Origin of the sequence: Bradyrhizobium sp. RDI18 (genome assembly GCF_043203335.1) — a bacterium.
Classification (GTDB): Bacteria; Pseudomonadota; Alphaproteobacteria; order Rhizobiales; family Xanthobacteraceae; genus Bradyrhizobium; species Bradyrhizobium retamae.
In genome coordinates, this window is sequence record NZ_JBICRN010000004.1 from 13,337 (window position 1) to 32,071 (window position 18,735).

At 58.0% G+C, this 18,735-nt stretch carries 21 protein-coding genes, 2 rRNA genes and 5 pseudogenes; 17 read left to right on the forward strand and 11 right to left on the reverse strand.

Going from position 1 to position 18,735, the window contains the following annotated elements:
- Window positions 1-376: 376 nt before the first annotated feature.
- Both ACFXS9_RS00715 and rrf read left to right on the forward strand, forming a co-directional pair.
- Window positions 377-3,167 (forward strand): 23S ribosomal RNA (locus tag ACFXS9_RS00715).
- Between the two features lie 131 nt (window positions 3,168-3,298).
- Window positions 3,299-3,412, forward strand: a 5S ribosomal RNA gene (gene rrf / locus ACFXS9_RS00720).
- Window positions 3,413-3,833: 421 nt separating this feature from the next.
- Here the strand turns inward: rrf and ACFXS9_RS00725 are convergent.
- Window positions 3,834-4,205, reverse strand: coding sequence for a hypothetical protein (locus tag ACFXS9_RS00725; protein ID WP_392684027.1), 372 nt, complete (start codon window positions 4,203-4,205; stop codon window positions 3,834-3,836).
- 106 nt (window positions 4,206-4,311) lie between these two features.
- On the opposite strand from ACFXS9_RS00725, the gene ACFXS9_RS00730 reads away from it, so the two are divergent.
- Complete coding sequence (locus tag ACFXS9_RS00730; RefSeq protein WP_392684030.1) at window positions 4,312-4,761, forward strand: hypothetical protein; 450 nt, start codon at window positions 4,312-4,314, stop codon at window positions 4,759-4,761.
- Here ACFXS9_RS00730 and ACFXS9_RS00735 read toward each other — a convergent pair.
- Window positions 4,653-5,492 carry a hypothetical protein gene (locus tag ACFXS9_RS00735; RefSeq protein ID WP_392684032.1) on the reverse strand — a complete coding sequence of 280 codons (840 nt, stop codon included), beginning with the start codon at window positions 5,490-5,492 and terminating at the stop codon, window positions 4,653-4,655. The two genes, ACFXS9_RS00730 and ACFXS9_RS00735, sit on opposite strands and share 109 nt — an antisense overlap.
- Before the next feature lie 235 nt (window positions 5,493-5,727).
- On the opposite strand from ACFXS9_RS00735, the gene ACFXS9_RS00740 reads away from it, so the two are divergent.
- Both ACFXS9_RS00740 and ACFXS9_RS00745 read left to right on the forward strand, forming a co-directional pair.
- Window positions 5,728-6,111, forward strand: coding sequence for a cupredoxin domain-containing protein (locus ACFXS9_RS00740; protein ID WP_392684069.1), 384 nt, complete (start codon window positions 5,728-5,730; stop codon window positions 6,109-6,111).
- Between the two features lie 362 nt (window positions 6,112-6,473).
- Window positions 6,474-7,079 carry an FTR1 family protein gene (locus ACFXS9_RS00745; protein ID WP_392684035.1) on the forward strand — a complete coding sequence of 202 codons (606 nt, stop codon included), beginning with the start codon at window positions 6,474-6,476 and terminating at the stop codon, window positions 7,077-7,079.
- Here the strand turns inward: ACFXS9_RS00745 and ACFXS9_RS00750 are convergent.
- Window positions 6,982-7,457: pseudogene (locus tag ACFXS9_RS00750) on the reverse strand (DUF1348 family protein). The gene ACFXS9_RS00745 and the pseudogene ACFXS9_RS00750 overlap by 98 nt on opposite strands.
- 36 nt (window positions 7,458-7,493) lie before the next feature.
- Here ACFXS9_RS00750 and ACFXS9_RS00755 point away from each other — a divergent pair.
- Both ACFXS9_RS00755 and ACFXS9_RS00760 read left to right on the forward strand, forming a co-directional pair.
- Window positions 7,494-7,703 carry a hypothetical protein gene (locus ACFXS9_RS00755; protein WP_392684037.1) on the forward strand — a complete coding sequence of 70 codons (210 nt, stop codon included), beginning with the start codon at window positions 7,494-7,496 and terminating at the stop codon, window positions 7,701-7,703.
- Window positions 7,700-7,753: pseudogene (locus ACFXS9_RS00760) on the forward strand (carboxymuconolactone decarboxylase family protein); the annotation flags it as partial. The gene ACFXS9_RS00755 and the pseudogene ACFXS9_RS00760, both read left to right, overlap by 4 nt.
- Window positions 7,754-7,926: 173 nt before the next feature.
- Here the strand turns inward: ACFXS9_RS00760 and ACFXS9_RS00765 are convergent.
- Together ACFXS9_RS00765 and ACFXS9_RS00770 are read right to left on the reverse strand one after the other, a co-directional pair.
- Window positions 7,927-8,247 carry a hypothetical protein gene (locus tag ACFXS9_RS00765; protein WP_392684078.1) on the reverse strand — a complete coding sequence of 107 codons (321 nt, stop codon included), beginning with the start codon at window positions 8,245-8,247 and terminating at the stop codon, window positions 7,927-7,929.
- Window positions 8,244-9,073 (reverse strand): annotated as a pseudogene (locus tag ACFXS9_RS00770) (AarF/UbiB family protein). The gene ACFXS9_RS00765 and the pseudogene ACFXS9_RS00770 overlap by 4 nt, the downstream one beginning before the upstream one ends.
- 23 nt (window positions 9,074-9,096) lie before the next feature.
- Between ACFXS9_RS00770 and ACFXS9_RS00775 the strand changes: the two are divergent.
- Window positions 9,097-9,249, forward strand: coding sequence for a hypothetical protein (locus ACFXS9_RS00775; protein ID WP_392684040.1), 153 nt, complete (start codon window positions 9,097-9,099; stop codon window positions 9,247-9,249).
- Between the two features lie 502 nt (window positions 9,250-9,751).
- Here the strand turns inward: ACFXS9_RS00775 and ACFXS9_RS00780 are convergent.
- The 3 genes and pseudogenes from ACFXS9_RS00780 to ACFXS9_RS00790 form a co-directional block, all read right to left on the reverse strand.
- Window positions 9,752-9,976, reverse strand: coding sequence for a hypothetical protein (locus tag ACFXS9_RS00780; RefSeq protein ID WP_392684042.1), 225 nt, complete (start codon window positions 9,974-9,976; stop codon window positions 9,752-9,754).
- 160 nt (window positions 9,977-10,136) lie between these two features.
- Window positions 10,137-10,331: a hypothetical protein gene (locus ACFXS9_RS00785; protein ID WP_392684072.1), complete on the reverse strand. Its 195-nt coding sequence runs from the start codon at window positions 10,329-10,331 to the stop codon at window positions 10,137-10,139.
- A pseudogene (locus ACFXS9_RS00790) lies at window positions 10,255-11,025 on the reverse strand (class I SAM-dependent methyltransferase). Before ACFXS9_RS00790 ends, ACFXS9_RS00785 begins: the two are co-directional and overlap by 77 nt.
- Here ACFXS9_RS00790 and ACFXS9_RS00795 point away from each other — a divergent pair.
- Window positions 11,019-11,258 carry a DNA-formamidopyrimidine glycosylase family protein gene (locus tag ACFXS9_RS00795; protein WP_392684043.1) on the forward strand — a complete coding sequence of 80 codons (240 nt, stop codon included), beginning with the start codon at window positions 11,019-11,021 and terminating at the stop codon, window positions 11,256-11,258. The pseudogene ACFXS9_RS00790 and the gene ACFXS9_RS00795 sit on opposite strands and share 7 nt — an antisense overlap.
- An 803-nt stretch (window positions 11,259-12,061) precedes the next feature.
- Here the strand turns inward: ACFXS9_RS00795 and ACFXS9_RS00800 are convergent.
- The 3 genes from ACFXS9_RS00800 to ACFXS9_RS00810 all read right to left on the reverse strand — a co-directional run bounded on the left by ACFXS9_RS00800 (window position 12,062) and on the right by ACFXS9_RS00810 (window position 13,074).
- Complete coding sequence (locus tag ACFXS9_RS00800) at window positions 12,062-12,211, reverse strand: hypothetical protein (RefSeq protein WP_392684045.1); 150 nt, start codon at window positions 12,209-12,211, stop codon at window positions 12,062-12,064.
- 98 nt (window positions 12,212-12,309) lie between these two features.
- A complete protein-coding gene (locus ACFXS9_RS00805) occupies window positions 12,310-12,483 on the reverse strand; it encodes a hypothetical protein (RefSeq protein ID WP_392684047.1) in 174 nt (57 codons plus the stop codon).
- Window positions 12,484-12,540: 57 nt separating this feature from the next.
- Window positions 12,541-13,074 (reverse strand): hypothetical protein, encoded by a 534-nt coding sequence (locus ACFXS9_RS00810; RefSeq protein WP_392684049.1) that lies wholly within the window; start codon window positions 13,072-13,074, stop codon window positions 12,541-12,543.
- Window positions 13,075-13,446: 372 nt separating this feature from the next.
- Between ACFXS9_RS00810 and rpsT the strand changes: the two genes are divergently transcribed.
- The 8 genes and pseudogenes from rpsT to ACFXS9_RS00850 all read left to right on the forward strand — a co-directional run bounded on the left by rpsT (window position 13,447) and on the right by ACFXS9_RS00850 (window position 17,678).
- The gene (gene rpsT, locus ACFXS9_RS00815) at window positions 13,447-13,710 is read left to right on the forward strand and encodes a 30S ribosomal protein S20 (RefSeq protein WP_392684051.1); all 264 of its coding nucleotides are present in this window, start codon (window positions 13,447-13,449) and stop codon (window positions 13,708-13,710) included.
- 479 nt (window positions 13,711-14,189) lie between these two features.
- Window positions 14,190-14,597: a hypothetical protein gene (locus ACFXS9_RS00820; RefSeq protein ID WP_392684054.1), complete on the forward strand. Its 408-nt coding sequence runs from the start codon at window positions 14,190-14,192 to the stop codon at window positions 14,595-14,597.
- A gap of 803 nt (window positions 14,598-15,400) precedes the next feature.
- Window positions 15,401-15,634 (forward strand): annotated as a pseudogene (locus ACFXS9_RS00825) (DnaA ATPase domain-containing protein); the annotation flags it as partial.
- Between the two features lie 95 nt (window positions 15,635-15,729).
- Window positions 15,730-15,861, forward strand: coding sequence for a DnaA ATPase domain-containing protein (locus tag ACFXS9_RS00830; RefSeq protein WP_392684075.1), 132 nt, complete (start codon window positions 15,730-15,732; stop codon window positions 15,859-15,861).
- A 71-nt stretch (window positions 15,862-15,932) separates the two neighbouring features.
- Entirely contained in the window at window positions 15,933-16,364 is a 432-nt protein-coding gene (locus ACFXS9_RS00835) for a helix-turn-helix domain-containing protein (RefSeq protein ID WP_392684057.1), read from the forward strand.
- A gap of 614 nt (window positions 16,365-16,978) precedes the next feature.
- Window positions 16,979-17,314, forward strand: coding sequence for a hypothetical protein (locus ACFXS9_RS00840; protein ID WP_392684060.1), 336 nt, complete (start codon window positions 16,979-16,981; stop codon window positions 17,312-17,314).
- On the forward strand, window positions 17,206-17,496 hold the full coding sequence (locus tag ACFXS9_RS00845) for a hypothetical protein (protein WP_392684063.1): 291 nt from the start codon (window positions 17,206-17,208) through the stop codon (window positions 17,494-17,496). Before ACFXS9_RS00840 ends, ACFXS9_RS00845 begins: the two co-directional genes overlap by 109 nt.
- Window positions 17,493-17,678, forward strand: coding sequence for a hypothetical protein (locus ACFXS9_RS00850; protein ID WP_392684066.1), 186 nt, complete (start codon window positions 17,493-17,495; stop codon window positions 17,676-17,678). Before ACFXS9_RS00845 ends, ACFXS9_RS00850 begins: the two co-directional genes overlap by 4 nt.
- Window positions 17,679-18,735: the final 1,057 nt, after the last annotated feature.

An 18,735-nucleotide genomic window follows, 5' to 3' on the forward strand; every position in this document is an offset into this window, starting at 1 on the left:
GCGACTCCGCTTCGCGGAGCTGGCCGCCAGCGCGGACCTGCTGATGCATTCGTGATGTTTGAAGAGACAAAGGTTTCGCTCTGAGCTTGGCTCGAGCGATTGAACACTAATTGACATCGTATAGAGGGACTAATGCCTGAGGCGCGTACCCCGCGCTATCTGCACAGATCTTGCTGCCTTCAGCAGCTTGTTCGGGTTTAGTCTGATTGACTTCTGGTTCGTTCATGCGAACCGCGCACTTCGGTGTGTGGCGAGCGTGATGCGAACCTGGTCTTTCTGGGCAATGCGCACAATACAAAGGGCTCGGATTTGTCACTCCTTCTTTGCCGAGGGAATAGTGATGGTCCGCCGCCTGGTGAGCATTGCAAATGAGAGCGATCAAGTGACTTAAGGGCATCTGGTGGATGCCTTGGCGGTAAGAGGCGATGAAGGACGTGGTACGCTGCGATATGCTTCGGGAAGGCGCGAACAGCCGTTGATCCGAAGATTTCCGAATGGGGAAACCCACCTTCGACATCTTGAAATTCGCACCCATGCAAATGGGTTCGGATTTCAGGGTGTCACAAGAAGGTATTTAGCCCTGAATACATAGGGGTTAAAAGCAAACCCAGGGAACTGAAACATCTCAGTACCTGGAGGAAAGGACATCAACCGAGACTCCGCGAGTAGTGGCGAGCGAAAGCGGACTAGGCCAGTGATAAGGCAATGACAACTGGAACCATCTGGAAAGTTGGGCCTCAGCGGGTGACAGCCCCGTACAGGTAATGCAGAGCTTTATCCTCGAGTAGAACGGGACACGTGCAATCCTGTTTGAACATGGGGGGATCACCCTCCAAGCCTAAGTACTCCTTACCGACCGATAGTGCACCAGTACCGTGAGGGAAAGGTGAAAAGCACCCCGACGAGGGGAGTGAAATAGTACCTGAAACCGGATGCCTACAAACAGTCGGAGCCCGCAAGGGTGACGACGTACCTTTTGTATAATGGGTCTGCGACTTGGTCTGACGAGCAAGCTTAAGGCGATAGCTGTAGGCGTAGCGAAAGCGAGTCTGAACAGGGCGTTCAGTTCGTCGGATTAGACCCGAAACCTGTCGATCTATCCATGGTCAGGTTGAAAGTGGGGTAACACCCACTGGAGGACCGAACCGGTGTCTGTTGAAAAAGCCTCGGATGAACTGTGGATAGGGGTGAAAGGCCAATCAAGGCAGGAAATAGCTGGTTCTCCGCGAAATCTATTTAGGTAGAGCCTCGGACGAATACTCGAGGGGTAGAGCACTACATGGGCTAGGGGCCCTACAGGTTACCAAACCTAAGTAAACTCCGAATACCTCGAAGTACTATCCGGGAGACACACGGCGGGTGCTAACGTCCGTCGTGAAGAGGGAAACAACCCTGATCGCCGTCTAAGGTCCCCAAATCACTGCTAAGTGTGAAAGGATGTGCGAACCCCATAACAACCAGGATGTTGGCTTAGAAGCAGCCATCATTTAAAGAAAGCGTAACAGCTCACTGGTCTAAACAAGGGTTCATGCGCCGAAAATGTAACGGGGCTAAAGCAGTGTACCGAAGACGCGGGTGTACAGCAATGTACGCGGTAGCGGAGCGTTCCGTGAGCCTGTGAAGGGAGACCCGTGAGGGCTCCTGGAGGTATCGGAAGTGCGAATGCAGACATGAGTAACGAAAGAAGTGTGAGAAACACTTCCTCCGAAAGTCAAGGGGTTCCTGCGTAAAGTTAATCTGCGCAGGGTTAGCCGGCCCCTAAGGCGAGGGCGAAAGCCGTAGTCGATGGGAACCACGTTAATATTCGTGGGCCAGTGGGTGTGTGACGGATGCAGCAAGTTGTTGAGGCTTATTGGATTGCCGAGGCAGCGAATGTGTCCCTGGAAATAGCCCCCACATAGACCGTACCCGAAACCGACACAGGGTGGACTGGTAGAGAATACCAAGGAGCTTGAGCGAAGTGTGCTGAAGGAACTCGGCAAATTACCTGCGTAACTTCGGGAGAAGCAGGCTATCTCTTCGGGCAACCGGAGGGGTAGGGCACAAACTATGGGGGTGGCGACTGTTTACCAAAACACAGGGCTATGCTAAGTCCAACGACGACGTATATGGCCTGACGCCTGCCCGGTGCTGGAAGGTTAAGAGGAGAGGTTCACGCCTTGAATCGAAGCCCCAGTAAACGGCGGCCGTAACTATAACGGTCCTAAGGTAGCGAAATTCCTTGTCGGGTAAGTTCCGACCTGCACGAATGGCGTAACGACTTCCCCCCACTGTCTCCAGCACACACACTCAGAAATTGAATTCCCCCGTGAAGATGCGGGGTTCCTGCGGTTAGACGGAAAGACCCCGTGCACCTTTACTGCAACTTTGCACTGGCAATCGTGACTGCTTGTGTAGGATAGGTGGTAGGCTATGAAACCTGGGCGCTAGCTCGGGTGGAGCCGAAATGTGAAATACCACCCTAGTGATTATGGTTGTCTAACCGCGGTCCGTTATCCGGATCCGGGACAGCGCATGGTGGGCAGTTTGACTGGGGCGGTCGCCTCTAAATCGTAACGGAGGCGTGCGAAGGTGGCTCAGGTTGGTCGGAAATCAACCGTCGAGTGCAATGGCATAAGCCCGCCTGACTGCAAGACTGACAAGTCGAGCAGAGTCGAAAGACGGCCATAGTGATCCGGTGGTTCTTTGTGAGAGGGCCATCGCTCAACGGATAAAAGGTACGCCGGGATAACAGGCTGATGACGCCCAAGAGTCCATATCGACGGCGTCGTTTGGCACCTCGATGTCGGCTCATCACATCCTGGGGCTGGAGCAGGTCCCAAGGGTATGGCTGTTCGCCATTTAAAGTGGTACGTGAGCTGGGTTCAGAACGTCGCGAGACAGTTCGGTCCTATCTGCCGTAGGTGTAGGAGAATTGAGAGGATCTGACCTTAGTACGAGAGGACCGGGTTGGACACACCTCTGGTGGACCTGTTGTCGTGCCAACGGCACAGCAGGGTAGCTAGCTATGTGGAAGGGATAACCGCTGAAGGCATCTAAGCGGAAACCCACCTCAAAACGAGTTCTCCCTCGAGAGTCGTGGAAGACCACCACGTTGATAGGCCGGGTGTGGAAGCGCTGCAAGGCGTGTAGCTTACCGGTACTAATAACTCGATTGGCTTGATTGCTCTCAGCAATGCTCATCGTTTGCCTGAAATCGCGAAGCGAAATTCGGCAATGGCGCGCTCTCACGAGCGCCAAACGATGAGCGTAGGGCTCAGAAAATAGACCAGAAACAGTCATACGACGTCTCCGCCGACCTGGTGATTATGGCGGGGTGGCTGCACCGATCCCATTCCGAACTCGGCCGTGAAACGCCCCTGCGCCGATGGTACTTCGTCTTAAGACGCGGGAGAGTAGGTCGTTGCCGGGTCTGCAGAGACGTCATGTGAATTCTTGAAAAACGAAGTCAATCAGTGCCCTCTATCGATTTAAGAACGCGCCGCTGTGCCTTGTGCCAGCGGCGCGTTTTTGCGTTTGGGCTCTGAAACTAATCACGCCCAATCCAACGAATATGCTTTTGGGCAATTCGACTTTCGCTTTTCCGGTGCGGATACTCCGACTAAAATTCGCTTAGCAAGAATGAAATATGCGGTGTCTCGGGGCGCCTGCGAAATTCGGGGCGTCACGAGATATGCTGCAATACATCTGGTCGAAGCTTTATGCGCAGTGGCTCCCGATCTCAGCTTGTCAGACGTTTGCCTAAAATCGAGCTGAAGCATGGGACCGGCACGAACCTGATCCTCGGGATTGCGCGCAACTATAGCATTTCCGACTTGCGGCCGTTTGTCCGTTCAGCGCGGAAATTTCACGACTGCCGAATCCTTCTTGTCATCAACAACGATCCGAGCTCGGCAAAGCGCTCGAAGCCGAGGGCGTCGATTGCGTCCTTGAAGACGTTTCATCAAGCCTCGGGCGGCCGCATATGAATTTTGCGCGCGTGACCGATTATGTCGCGGTGCTGCAAGCGCCTCTCGGGGCAGGTCGAACGTGTGTTTTTGGCGGATACGCGCGATGTCGTTTTCAGGGCGATATTTTCGCAGCGCTGCCTGATGTCCCGATGATTTTTTTCGAAGAGGGCAAGGTTTTTCCTCGAATCCGCCGGCTGGAACGGCAATGCGATCCGGCGAACTTTTGGGCTGCCGGTCTACGATCAAATCAAGCATCACGAAGTGATCTGCAGCGGCACAGTTCTGGGACGGCACGGCGTCACGGTGATGTATTGCTGGGGAGAAGCTTTTACTCGGGCAAATGGTTCGCCGGCGTCATCACATGCGCTCGGGCGTCGATCAGGCGACGACGAATGTCATTGCACGTGTCAATCTCGTGCCGTCGTCGGTCGTGATGCCATACGACGGAGCGGTCGCGACGCTATCTGGACACAACACGAATTTTCTATCGGTCAAAGACGGACTGCTGGTGACAGCGCAAGGCGGTGTGCCGGCCGCGATCCATCAATACGATCGCAATCCTACGGTCCGCGATTTTGTTTATGCGACGTATGATGGCCCAAAGAGCGGCAAAGCGGGCGATAAATCGAAAGATTCGACGCTGCAGAAAAAGCTTCGCGTCGCATTCGGTCTGCAGGGGACCGTAGTCGCGCGGTTTTGCGATCATTCGATCGCATTTTCTTTGCCGCCACGGATCGCGACTTTGACACCGCATTTCTCCATCGGGAGTGCGGTCGATGTCCAGCGATCCTTCGTCACCGTCACGACATAGCGGCGGCAGTCGCGTCCCGCGCCCTGGACGAAATGCACGGTGAAGACCGCCAGTCCGGCTTTGCGTTTGTGCGGCCAGACGAACTCGCCGTTGTTCGGCACCGTTTTTATCGCTTTGCCGATCGCGTAAGCCGCGTTGCGATAATCCGTCGACGTCAGACGTGCGAGAACCGCACGTGATAGATCAGGGTGCAGGCCGGCGGATTCGGCCTTTCTGCGTAGCGGATCGTTTGATGGCCGCGGCGGGGCATAGGCATCAGATACAAGCGGTTTTGCTGATGTTTTTGCATCCGCTTCGTCGTCGTTCGTATCGCCTGGCGCAGTGGCGACGGTGACTTCGGGCAGAGGCTGACTCGGCGGCGCGATCGCCGCAGGCGGCGGAACGGGAGTGGGCGGGGCAAGTGGCGTCGAGCCTGGCGTGTCGGCGGATGCGATCTCTTTCGTTGGCAATGGCGCTGAGGGCGCTTGTTCTGGCGTCGCCAATGACGATGCGATGCGTTCAAATTTCGAAGTCCATTCTTGTCGCGTCTCAGCATCGGTGGCGAAGGCGCATCCGACGGTGGCGGCGATAAGAAGGAAAAGATACGTATGGGGAACGATTTCGAGGCGTCGTGGCGGTTGCGGGCAAACCGGTTCACCGGCGTAGAAGTCTTGCGACGCGAAATCGGCATCGCTTTCGGAGGTCATGAACGAGGGAAATTCGTCAGCGGAATAAGACGCGCGGGCATACATTGGCCGATCCTCAAATCTTCCAGCGAATGTCGTTTCCCGCGCTGCATATGCACTGCACTGTCCTGGCCAAAAAATGGCAAGACGAAAAAATGAGGGAATTTTGGCGTTTCCTCCAGTCCGTCCAACCGGTTCTGCCCAAGCGGAGATCAATGTTCTTGACTCTTCTAGTGGCGTTCGCTCAGTTGACGGCGGACCTGATCTCGGGACCTTGAATCCTGACCTATTAGGAGCAGAGATGAGTATTTCACGTTTCGCACATGCCGTGCGTCATTCGTCATTTTCTTCCATTCTTCTTGGTTCTGTTCTCGCCGTCGGCGGTGTCGCGGTGGGCGCCGTCGCTGCCCACGCGGAGGATACGCACGGGGTCGAGATCTCAATCAAAGATCATAAGTTCGAGCCGGATGCGCTGAAGCTGCCGATCGGCAAGCCGATCAGGATCACGGTGAAGAACCTCGACGCGACGCCGGAAGAATTCGAAAGCCACGACCTCGGCTTCGAGAAGATTATTGCTGGCAACAGCTCGGCGGTCATTCGCGTGAAGCCGCTAAAGCCTGGCACCTACATGTTCTTCGGTGAATTTCACCAGGATAGCGCGCTCGGTCACATCGTTGCGGAGTAGGCGGCGATGCTTGCGGCTCTCATCATTGTTTTCGCGAGAAGTTCTCGAAGCGGGCCTGATCATCGGCGTGGTGCTCGCGGCATCGCGCGGGCGTTCATGGCCGTAACGGTGCGGTATCGCTCGGGGTCCTCAGGGATTGCAGGCTCAATCGTCGTTGCGATGTTTGCCTCGCGGATCTCAGACGCTTTCGATGGTCGCGGTCAGGAAATTTTTGTCGCGGCGATCCTGCTGTTTGCGGTCGTCATGCTCGGGTGGCACGTCGCCTGGATGGCGCATCATGCTCGCGAGATGACGCAGCAGTTGCGGCAGCTGGGCAGCGATGTTTCTGCCGGACGGCAATCGCTGTTGCGCTCGGCGCGGCCGTGGCCGTGGCGGTCATGCGTGAAGGCAGCGAGGTCGTGCTGTTCATGACCGGCATCGTCATGCAGGGCAAGGATACCGGTTTCGAACTTCTGATCGGATCGGGGATCGGGCTACTGCTTGGCGCTGTCTTGTCGATGGTGCTTTATTTTGGGCTCGCGGCTATTCCGATCCGGCAGATGTTTGCGGTTACCGGCATTCTCATCACATTGCTGGCTGCGGGGCTTGCAGCCTCTGCGGTCAAGCAGCTGTCGAATGCTGGCCTGTTGAATGCTTTCGATTCGACGGTCTGGGACAGCTCGTCCATTCTGTCGGAAGACAGTTGGCCGGGGCGGGTCTTGAGCATTCTGGTTGGTTACATGGATCGGCCGACGGGGATGCAGCTCATCGCGTATGTCGCAACGGCGGCTGCGATTTTCTTTGAGCTACATCTGGCGAGCGCCGACAAAGCCGGTCAGTCAGAGCGCATAGAAAAAGGCGCCCCTCGGGGCGCCTTTTTTTTTCATCGGCTCAAAGACCAAGATCCGACAATCCCGGATGATCGTCAGGGCGGCGCCCGAGCGGCCAGTGGAATTTCCTCTCGCTCTCTGAAATGCGCAGGTCGTTGATGCACGCATAACGATGGTGCATCAGGCCATCGGGGCCGAATTCCCAGTTTTCGTTGCCGTAGGCGCGGTACCGCTGGTTTGCTATCATCGCGATATCCTCATCCAGCAAAACGTACGGCGATGCGATCGCCAGTAAATGCCCAGAGTTCCTTGATGAGGCGATAATCGAGTTCGCGATTCCACTTCCGCGTCAGGAGATTCGATGATCTGCTGACGGCCGACTGGAAACTCGGCGCGGTTTCGCCAAACGCTATCGACCGAACAGGCCAGCGCGACCTTCTGCGGATCGCGGCTATTCCAGCCGTCTTCGGCGCCGCGGACTTTCTGAATGGCGGTCTCGCGCGTGAAGGGTGGGAACGGCGGTCTGCTTTCAGACATTTTCGTCTCCTTCAAATTTGACAGTGGAGGGATTGCTTGACCCTGGACGCGAACGTCACGGTCTCGGCGGCAGATCGAAACCGCTCGACGACACCTGCGGGAGGGAGCACCTACCTGTACGACATCGCCAATCTTTCAGATCTGCCTCATTTAAGAAATCTGTCGTCGACGACGATGTCGGCGTTTGAAAACTTCGATCGCGCTGCCATGGCGGCGGGCGCCATTCCACGACGCTATAAGAATTGATCGCGCTTGGCGTCGCCATCGCAACTCAGTGTCCGTACAGCCTCGAAGTCCATCGCACCAACGCAGAGAATGCCGGTGTGACGGAAGCAGAAATTGCGGGAAGTCATTTATATCGCGGCGACAATGCGGGCCGCCGCTATCGCGCACGGGACGCATCTTGTCGGGCCGCGCAAGCAAGCCAACGCGCGCATGTCTGCGCCGCTAATGAAGTCTGTTGTCTGGCCTACAATACGCTGATCATTTTTATCATAATGATCGCTAGGCTGACGGCTGCGATCCAAAGCGCGATGTCGGCTGTCCGGCTGCGTCGCGAGCGCGATGCGATTTTATCGACGGTTTCATCGTCGAGGCGAAGTCCGGCATTGGCCATTTGGGACATGCCGTTGATAGCCTGCGCAACATTTTGCAGAAGCGCCGGAGTCTTCATCAAGACATCGCCGATTGTTTCAACGCCACGGCCCGCTCCGCGCAAGCGGCCGAGAGGCGAGAGATTGGATTCCATCCATTCCTTCGCCACCGGTTCGGCGGCGACCCAAACGTTCAACGTTGGATCGGAGATCGCGCGCGACGCCTTCGACGATGACCATGCTTTTGCAGCAGGATCAGCTCCGGACGTGTCTGCATGTCGAAGACTTCGGTATAGGCGAAGAGCTGGCCCAAAGGTCGGCCATCGAAATTTCTTCTGCCGTGCGGCCTTGGATCGGTTCGCCGATGGCGCGCATCGCCTGGGCGAATTCTTCGACGCTGTGATGCGGGGGCGTAGCCCGCTTCGAAGTGGATGGCGGCGGCGCGGTAGTAATCGCGGGTGATGAGGCCATGCAGGATTTCTGCAAGGAAGCGGCGCTCGGGCAGACCCAAGCGGCCCATGATGCCGAAGTCGACGGCGACGACCTTGCCGTTGGCATCGACGAACAAATTCCCCTGATGCATATCGGCGTGAAAAATCCGTCGCGCATGGCGTGACGAAGAAATGAGCGCAGCACGGTCATGCCGAGAGCGGCAGTGTCAAAGCCTTTGGCCTTGAGAACGTCGCGTCGTGCGATCGGCGTGCCGTCAGATCCATTCGATCGTCAGAACGCGTTTGGCCGTGCGTTTCCAGTCAATATCGGGAACGCGGAAGCCTTCGTCCTCTTTGATGTTTGACGCCATCTCGGAGATGGCTGCTGCTTCGAGGCGCAAATCCATCTCAAGGTCGGTCGTGGCTTCAGATTGTCGACGACGGCAACTGGTTTCGCGGCGCGCGGGCGGATACATGCGTTCGATCATCCGCGCGGCGAAATAATAGCTGTCGAGGTCGCGATAGAAACGCTTCTCAATGTTCGGCCGCAGATCTTGACGGCAACGGCCTTCTTCACGCCGTTGTCGAGCACGTAGGCTTTGTGGACCTGGGCGATTGAAGCGGCAGCGACGGGTCGAATTCGATGAAATGATCTTCGAGCTTGCCGCCGAGCGCGCGTTCAGCGGCTTCGCGGGCTTCCGCCATCGAGAACGGTTCGGCTTTGTCTTGAAGTTGGCGCAGATCGTCGGAAAGCTCGGGTCCGGATGACGTCGGCGCGGGTGGCGAGAAACTGACCGAGCTTCACATAGCTCGGGCCGAGCTTCGCCAATGCCAGGTGACGCGGGCGGATGGCGGCTCGCCTTTGCGGAAGGCCGATGCCACAAGCGTCACCGGTAATGTGGCGATGCGCGCAAGTTTCAGCGGCAGCGGTACCGGTATGCCCTTCGGAACGAAGCGGACGCCGTATATTGCGCGAGCACAAAAACCGCGCGCGCAGTCGTAGGGAGTTAAGAAGCGCTCCGGGCATGGTGGTGATTTCGTCGTCCTGAATTCTCTGGGGGCGCAGGCCGTGGTTTCGCTCGGCCCCGGCACATTGCGCCGCAACCTCGTTGGGTCAAGTGTAGCCGCTCGGAGGGTAGAAAACGGTTAAGCCGGGACGGCATTCATGGCTGCCGCAGCCAGGGCCATCGCGGGTAGGACGTCATACAGCTTGCGGACAAAAAAATAGCGCCCGGCGGATTGCCGCGGGCGCTACTTCGGGAGCAAATGCTCAGCTCGATCTATAGCTTGCAGAACGTTGCGCGGCCGTGACAGGTGACCATGCCGCCGTTGGGGCTGCAGCGATACTTTTGTTGACGACCTTGTAACCGGCGACCCGGCCGTTCGCCAGGAAACCCGGCCAGAGACCCCAGCTGACGTTCTGGACCATCGTCTCCATCGCGAACCATTTCGCCGAATCGGCCGACGTTGACGTGGCGACCGCACCCTTCGTCATGCAGCCAGCATTGGCGACGCCGGCGCCGAGCGAACAAGCGCCGCAGCAGCGACGCCGATCAATAGCTTCGATTTCATGAGTCCCACCTCGAATGGAAGAAAGTCATTTCTTTGTCCCCGAGAGGGAAAGCTATGTAATCTGCCGCCAGCGTCAATTGAACTTACGCTGAAGGGCAAAAAACGTAGTTCATGCTGTGGCCGATCAGATCTTCCAGCCACCGTGGATCGCGGCGATGCCGCCGGTCAGATTGGCGATAGGCGACGCGCGAGAAACCAGCGTTACGAATCATGTCGGCGAAGGCTTCCTGCTTCGGAAGCGGCGGATGCTTTCGACGAGGTAGCGATAGATTCTGAATCGCCCGTAGCCAGCTGCCCGAGACGCGGAATGACCTCGAATGAGTGGAAGTCGTAGGCGCGATCGAGTAGCGGCACGCGGCACTCGGAAAATTCCAGAAAAGGAAGCGTCCGCCGGGCTTCAGCACGCGGTAGGCTTCGGCAAGCGCCTTGTCGATGTGGGTCATTACTGCGAATGCCGAACGCAATCGGTATAGGCGTCGAAGCTCGCGTTCGCTCGAAAGGCAGCTCTTCGGCGTTGCCTTCGACGCAGGTGATGCGGTTTCAAGCCCTGCGTCAGAGATGGCATGGCGGCCGACGTCGAGCATCTCCAGGGCCGATGTCGCAAATGACGGCGGTGGCGTTCGGCCCCGAATCTTTGGCGTAGCGGATGGAAATGTCGCCGGTGCCGCCGGCAACGTCCAAAAGCTTGAACGGCGTCGCACTGCGCGGCGCGTTGAGCATCGTGATGAGTTCGCGCTTCCAGAGGCGATGCAGGCCACCGGACATCAAGTCGTTCATCAGGTCGCAGCGATCGGCGACCGACGCGAGACCTTGTTGACGAGCCCTTGGCGTTCGGCCTCGGATGGGTGCGGAAGCCGAACGACGCGGTGCTCTGGCTTGCGGTTTCTGAGCTTTGATCCATATCCGGGACCATAGCCGCTCGCGGCGGCCGCGCTTATCGTCGGCGCATCCATCGTCAATTTCAGGTGACATCTCCCTATGCCCGAACTCCCCGAGGTCGAAACCGTGCGGCGGGGGCTGGCGCTGGTGCTGGTCGAAGCCGGGTCGCGCGGATTGGCGCGCGGCGGCCGGATTTGCGTTTTCCGCTGCCGGAACGGTTCGGCGAACGGTTGGCGGGGCAAGACATCGCCGGGCTGGAGCGGCGCGCAAAATATCTGATTGCGACGCTGTCGAGCGGCGAGGATCTCGTCATGCCTTGGGCATGACCGGGCGGTTTTCCGCCATCCATAAGGACTTCATCGACCGGCCGGGGGGACTACATCCACGAGACGATTTCTGATCCGGCGCACGATCATGTTGTGCTGTATCTCTCTCCGATGGGACGCAGGTGATCTACAACGATCCCAGGCGGTTCGGACATGGTCATGATGCCGCACGCGGAGCGGCCGGAGCATGTTTCGCAAGCTCGGGGCGGAGCCGTTGAGCGCTGAACTGACAGCCGAATATCTGCGCGGCGCGCGCTGGGCAAGAAGGTCAATCTCAAAGCCTTCTTGATGGATCAGCACGGCGGCGCCGCAACAGCTGCATCTAGGTTTGAGGCGTTTTCAGGCTGGGCTATCGCCCGATCGTGTTGCGGCAACGCTGGCGAACCGTCGCGGAGGTATCAAGAAGGCCAAGAAGCTCGTCGCTGCGATCAAGGATGCGCTTGCAACGGGCCATCGCAGCGGGCGGTTCGAGGCCGCGCGATTACCGCAGTGCCGACGGCAAAGAAGGGAGCATTCCAGGAACGGTTTGCCGTTTACGACCGGGAAGGTGGACGTCCCACTCCTGAATGCGGCGGCGACAGCCGGCGTGCGGTGCATGCCGGGCGCGACGTTTTATTGCCGGCGGTGTCAGCGCGAAGTGGTGTCCTTGCCGTTGAGGTGGCGGAGCGCCCGCACAGTGCGGCGTTCGACTTGATCAGGATGACACTGATGCACATCACGGCGAAAACCGCCGCCGAGGAAAAGCCGGTTCGCGCCTTCCCGCCCCCCCGCCCCCGCCCTGATGGCGAGCTTGACAGCAGCGATCACGCCAGACAAGCGCGTCGATGGTGTAACTCAAGATCGCCTGAGGCCTGCGATTTCGCCATACTGTCGAGCGATGATGTTTGCGCGAGCGGGTCGTTCGGGTTTGAAAGCCGCTTCAGGTAATAGCCGTAGGCGGCTGCAAAGAGCATGCAGGCCGTACCGCATTCCCAGCCGAGCTGCTAACGTACGCGCGTACCAGATAGATGGCGTAGAACGCCATGCCGCAATCTGCTGCAGGCCAATGCAATCAGAAAGACATTGCGCGCATCGCTTCGCGCTGCGTGGCAACGGCCAATCCAGCTACCGGGCGCTGCCAGAGCGGGGCATTCGTTCGCAGCGCGGCCATGACCATCACAGCCGAGAAAATAGCGGCGGCGACTGCCGAGTCCGCGATCTTCATCAGACGGCAGGCGAGATACATGGCGATGAGAGCCGCAGCGAGTGTCACCGCCAGCCAGCGCAGCGATGGGCGCAAAGGTCATGGTGTCGGAAGCTCCCCCTTCTGGACGGCGCGGTGGCCTGCTCTCGAACCTACATGCGTGAGCGCAGGGCGTCCGATATAGCCGGTGCAATGGCGAGCGCACCAAAGAAGAAGATGCTGCATCCCGCCCAATCGGCGTGGGTTCCAGCGTGGAAACTTCAGATCGACGAACAGGCTGATGACGCCGGCCGCCATGCCACCACCTGAAACTGGAGAAGAAGCCGTCCCATCTTCACCAGCATGGCGTCGTCGCGTCCGGCGGAGCGGTCGCGATCGAGAAGGACGGCGAAGCCGATGGTGGCGACGGCGGCAAACAGTTGATGAAAACTGCCACCACTCGGCCCAGTGCTTATCCATACCCATGAGGTACGTGATCAGGACGCGAGTGGCCCATGCCTTTGCATCCAGAGCCAGATACCGCGCCGTCGAACTGGCGATGGCGCTCATCGGCGCACCGGTGTTCCTCAGCTTCTGGTGATCGCGGATGGCAAGCATGGCGAAGGCTATGCAGATGACCGCGACGGCCGCCAACTGCAGGGTGGGCTGTTCCCGCAGCGGCGGCCAGATGAATGCGCAAAACTGCGGTCATGAGAGAAAACAGCCAACCGGTCATGGACAACATTCTTGGCGGTCTCCCCAATTTGGATGAAAAGCATGTAAGTCGAGATGGACTTAGCGCAAACGGCGGCGCAGCGGCTGCGACCGGGCCGTCGGCGGCGGCTTTTGTGACGGATCTGTGCTTTTCCGGTGCGTTCATTAACCGGCGGACGTTAGGCGGGTATATCCCCCGCAAACCGTGCCTGGAGCGAAAATCCCGGGCCGACGATCATATCTCAACCCATTGCCGCGCTTAGCATTTTGTGAATGCGACGGGCGCATTCGCAGCAAACGTAAGGACACCCAATGGCAAATACGTCGTCGGCAAAGAAAGCCACGCGCCAGATGATCCGCCGCACCGAAATCAACAAGTCGCGCCGTTCGCGCGTCAAGTCCGAGGTTCGCTCGGTCGAGGAAGCTATCAGTCGGGCGCTAGGCTGTACCGCTGCGCTTTCGAAGCCGCTGAACTCCCTGCTCGTGCGCACCGCACAGAAGGGCGTCATGCATAAGAAGACCGCAGCCCGGAAGGTTTCCAGGCTCGCCCAGCGTGTCAAGGCCATGAGCGCATAACGCACTTGTGAATAAGGAGCCAATTTTTCTCCCTGTTGCATATTCGCTACGGTAAAGAGCGCCCACCACGGGCCCGCTGTTTTTTTATCGTCATTAATTGCCCGGAATCCGGCCCATTGGATGGGTTGTTCTGATGCCGGATAACTGAGCGCCCCTTCGAGGCAGAGTCGAAGGGCAAAAGAAATGACGTCTGGGTGAGCGGTCGTGGCGGCGATGCAACCCAGAGTGTGTCAGTGGAAAAAATGCGAACAGAGTCAGATGGTTTATGCACAGAGGTTGCGACGTGACTCGCGTTTTCACCAGTACCTGTGGACAACTTTGGTACGCCTCAATCGCCCCAATGGCTGCGCTGGGGTGCTTGTCCAAAAGAGGGTTAAGGGATATTAAATTTGTAGTGGATGGCAGCGGGGTAAAGCGGTCGTTCGCACTGGTAAGTTCGGCGAGCGTAGCATTCGGGTCTTTCAGCTTTGATGACCCGGATGCAAGTCGCCAAAATAGATAAAGACCTGCGTTTCAACTTGGGCATTGCTTTGGCTAGCTCAAGAATAGCTGGGTATTCTCTGGTTGTGGCTGGGGATATTCTCGCGGGTCTTTATCAGTACTTGTGTAAGGCGAGGGGAATTCGGGAAAAAGTTGAGGCTTCTGGCGTCGAGGACGTGTCCGTTCTCGAAACTTGGAAGCGTCTCGAAGGCGATCCGAAGACTGTTCTTGCTGATGTTCGGACGCGTGCCGAATGGGCGTTTGTGGGTGTGCCTGACCTTTCGAAGATCAACAAGGACGTCATGCTGATCGAATGGGCAGACGTTCCCCGACAGCCGGATCGCTCGGGACTTTATCGAACGATTGACGGCGGCATTGGTCGCCAAGGGAGTCGAGAAGAATACTGAGATCTTTTTTATCTGCCGTTCCGCGGGCGCAGCCGGATGGCTGCCGAGGCAATCGCCGAAGCGGATATTCGAGGTGTCGAAACGTCATGGAGGGCTTTTGAGGGACCGGCAGACCGCTGCCCAACACCGGAGCCAAATCGCAGGCTGGAAATTCGCCGGTCTCAACTGGCTGCAAGGGTAGCAAGACGTCACACGGAAGGCACGGCACCGGAAGGCAGAGGGTAATGCCGGCTGATGAGGACGCTAGGCGTCCCGCGTTATCAGCGGGAGAATATATCACTATGCAGGCAGCACAAAAGGCAGAGTCTCAGTAATGAGCACGGCGCCGAGACGCTGACGGTTGCGGTAGAGGGCCGTGGTCAACAAGGTCCGCGCCTAGCGCGCAAGGTTCAGCTCGAGATGAGGTCTGTTTGAGCTGGTTCAAGAGCCTGGAATTCGAAAGCTTCGATGGACGGATCGTCAAGGTTTCGGAGCCGGTCAAGTTTGTGCGCAACCGATCCAAGAACACTATTCCGAGCACTTGCTCCGCTGCTCGCGCGTTGAATTCGCAACGGCGCGTCGAAGTCATCTCGGCGGCAGCCCGGTGCGGTTCCGCAGCGGTCGGCAGATCCTCGTATCGGCGACGCCGCGCACACAGCTGCTCTTCCAGCACCCATTGCGCACGTCGAGATGCCGCGTCCGGCAGCACCGTTGCGGGCCCCTGGGTTCTGCCCGTCCAGCGGACGTCAGGGAGCGGTCTTGAAGGTTCGCCGCTCGATCCGCGCTATACATTTGAAAGCTTCGTCGTTGGGGCGTCGAACCGCATGGCGCATGCGGGCGCCACGCAGGTTGCGGAAACGGTTCTGGATGGTGTACCCGGCTACAATCCGCTTTATATCCATTCGGCGGTCGGCTCGGCAAGAGGCCACCTTCTTCACGCTATTGCCTGGGAAGTGAAGAAGCGGGCGCCGAATGCACAGGTGCTGTATCTCACGGCCGAACGCTTCCGCTATCAGTTCGTCGAAGCACTGCGGTCGTCCGATTCGCTGGCGTTCAAGGAGCGCTTCCGCAACATCAACATGTTGCTGATCGACGACCTCGAATTCCTGCAGGGCGATGGACCGAGCAAGAGTTCGATCACATCATCAATGCAATTGCCGACGGCGGCAAGCAGGTCGTCGGCGAGCTGGCGCGGGCGCCGAACCAGATCGAACGGCTGAACGAGCGGATGCGGTCGCGGCTGCAACGCGGTCTTGTCACCGGAGCTTCAGTCTCTGGATCATGAGCTTCGCCTCAAGGTGCTGGACAAGGTCTCGCTGAGAAGAAAGGCCGATCCGTCCTTCTCGCCGTCGCGCGATGTCGTCGATCCTCCTGGCGCTGCGTCTGACGGAGAACGGCCGCGAGCTTGAAGGGGCGGTCACGCGCCTTTACGCGACGTGGCAGTACATGCGCACGCTACTCACGCTCGACATTGCCGAGACTGTCATCCGTGACCTCGTGCAGAACCTCGAGCCGCGCCGGATCAAGATCGAGGATATCCCGCGGATCATCACTTCTCGGCATTACGGCGTGTCGAAGGGCGATCTGCTGTCGCAGCGCCGTCATCGTTCCGTCGTTTGGCCGCGCCAGATCGGCATGTACCTGGCTAAACATCTTCGACAGCGTTCGCTGCCGGAAATCGGACGAGGTTCGGTGGCCGCGACCACACGACCGTTTTGGCACGCGATCCGCAAGATCGAGGCGAAATCAGCAAGAATCCGAACCTCGGAGACGAGCTTGAGGAGCTGAAAACGGCTTTCAACCACTGACCGCATCTCACCCTTGCGGCCTGATGCGACGCGGGGCGCCGGCATTTCATCCCCCTGAGTGCCGGCCTTGCCGTGCGGGAGAAGCCCATAATTGGCGGTATAACGCAGATTGCGCGCCGACCCATACATTTACTTGAAAACTAGCTTCTTTCGTCTGATCTGGCCTTACGGGCGATTCCGCCCAGCGGCGCGGTCCGCGCCACCTGTTCTTTGCGTGATGCTGCGGCGGGCTTCGACCGCGCTTCCATGCACACTTCCATAGCTGAGGATAAATATGCGTCTTGAGATCGAACGTGGGGAACTCCTTGAAGGCCTTTCACAAATATCGTCACAAGCGTCGTCGAACGGCGGACGACGATGGATCTTGTCGAACATCATGCTTAAGGTCGCGGGCGATGCGCTGATGTTCAAGGCGACGGATCTCGAACGCGAGGTGAGCGAGAGCGTCGGCGCCATACTCGGCGCCCGGCACGCTGACGGTTCCGGCGTATGCTGCACGACATCGTGCGCAAGCGCCGGACGGCGCCGAGATCGAGACCGCGCGCGACGGCGATAAAGAACGTTCGACAATCACGTCCGCATCGCGTTTCCAGCTTGCAGACGCTGTCGGCCGATGATTTTCCGGATCTCGCGGTCGGCGAGATCGGGCACGAGTTCACGATGGAAGCCGGCGACTTGAAGCGGCTCATCGACAAGACGAAATTCGCGATTTCGACGGAAGAGACGCGCTACTATCTCAACGGCATCTATCTGCATCCGGCTGGAGATGACGGCACGAAGACGCTTGTGCTGTCGCGACCGACGGTCATCGCCTGGCGCAGGTGGAACTGCCGCTGCCGAAGGGCGTGCGGAGGGTATGCTGGCGGCTACTATTCCGCGCAAACGGTGCACGAGCGACGCGGCTGCTCGAAGATCTGGGCGCGAAGGTGAAGGTTGGCGTCTCTCAGACGAAGGTGTGGTTCGAGATTGGCCTGGCCGTGCTGAAGCTGATCGACGGTACGTTCTCGATTACGGCTGCGTCATTCCCGCACAACAACGTGATGAAAGAAGGTTCCGGTCGTACCAAGAGCGCCGTCGATCGCGTGTCGACGATTGCGCGAGCGGCGTGGTGAAGCTCAATGTCGGAAAGGACAAGCTGATCCTGACGGTGAACAATCCGGAAGGCGGCAGCGCGACGGAAGAAATTCCATCGGTTGCCAGCGCTGGGCCGCTGGAGATTGGTTTCAACGCTCGCTATCTGCTCGACATTGCCGATCAGTCGCCGAAGGCGAGGATGCGCGGTTCCTGCTGTTGATCCCGGTTCGCCGACGATGGGCAGGCGACAGCAGTGACGTTGGCGTGCTCTACGTGCTGGTGCCGATGGGTTTAGTAGAGAAAGCGAACAGTGGAATAATCGTGAGGCTGCAAACACTGAAAATGCAGGGCGATCTATTCGACTATACGCCACGACCGAAGCGGCAATCGTCACAAAAAAGCTACTCCGGTCAGGGGCCGGTGATTGGGTTTGAGCCCACTTCGCTGTCTACAGGCCAGATCTCTTGCCTGTAGGATCGTTGATTGCATCCATCGTTGCATTTCTTCTTTGGTATATTTTTGGTGCCCAGATTGTTCAACTGGGACCGATCGAGTTCAAAGAGTTGTCGCCTTGTATATGGAGCGCTATAGCTTGGTTCGCACTCGTTTGGTTGTCTTTTCTGGTTCGGCGCAAGTTTTATCAGGAACGAGGTTTGTTATTTTTCAGGCGTGGAGCCTGATCGACGTATCTGGAATGATACCAAACAAACGCGAGCCAGATTTTGGTCCTTCTCCATTCGCCTTTTGTCGGTAATGCTGATTGCATTCAGCTGCTTTCGCTCGTTTTTCACGGAACGGAACGCGCTAAAAATTTGGGGTTGCTTATGTAATGAAAATTGAGTTTGGCCGCCAGTTGAAGCCGAAATCAAGATTGCCGCCTAACGTCCAATACCCTCAAGCGGCAAGCACCGCCGGTCGGCGGACATCGCATCGATATGATTGCTGGTCCTATGAAACCGCTGATGCTGCTACGGTGCCGCTGACTGTCGGTGATCCTAAGAATATGATCGAAACAGGTTCCATTAAACCGCCTCCAGCGTACCAAAGTAGTTGTGTCCGAGGTGGATCCGCTTACGAAATCTGTTGATGCAACGTCAACTGCCTGACGCGCGTTATTCAAACCCGTCCGATGCTTTGCAGGTAAATACAATCTGTTCGCACCCGTCGAGCGGCTGGCAGCTTCACGAATTTTCGTAGCCACGCGTCGGCAAGTGTAACGACGGATGCCGGGCCGCAGGTAATCGTCGGCGCGAACGGGTCGGCAAGACTAATCTTCT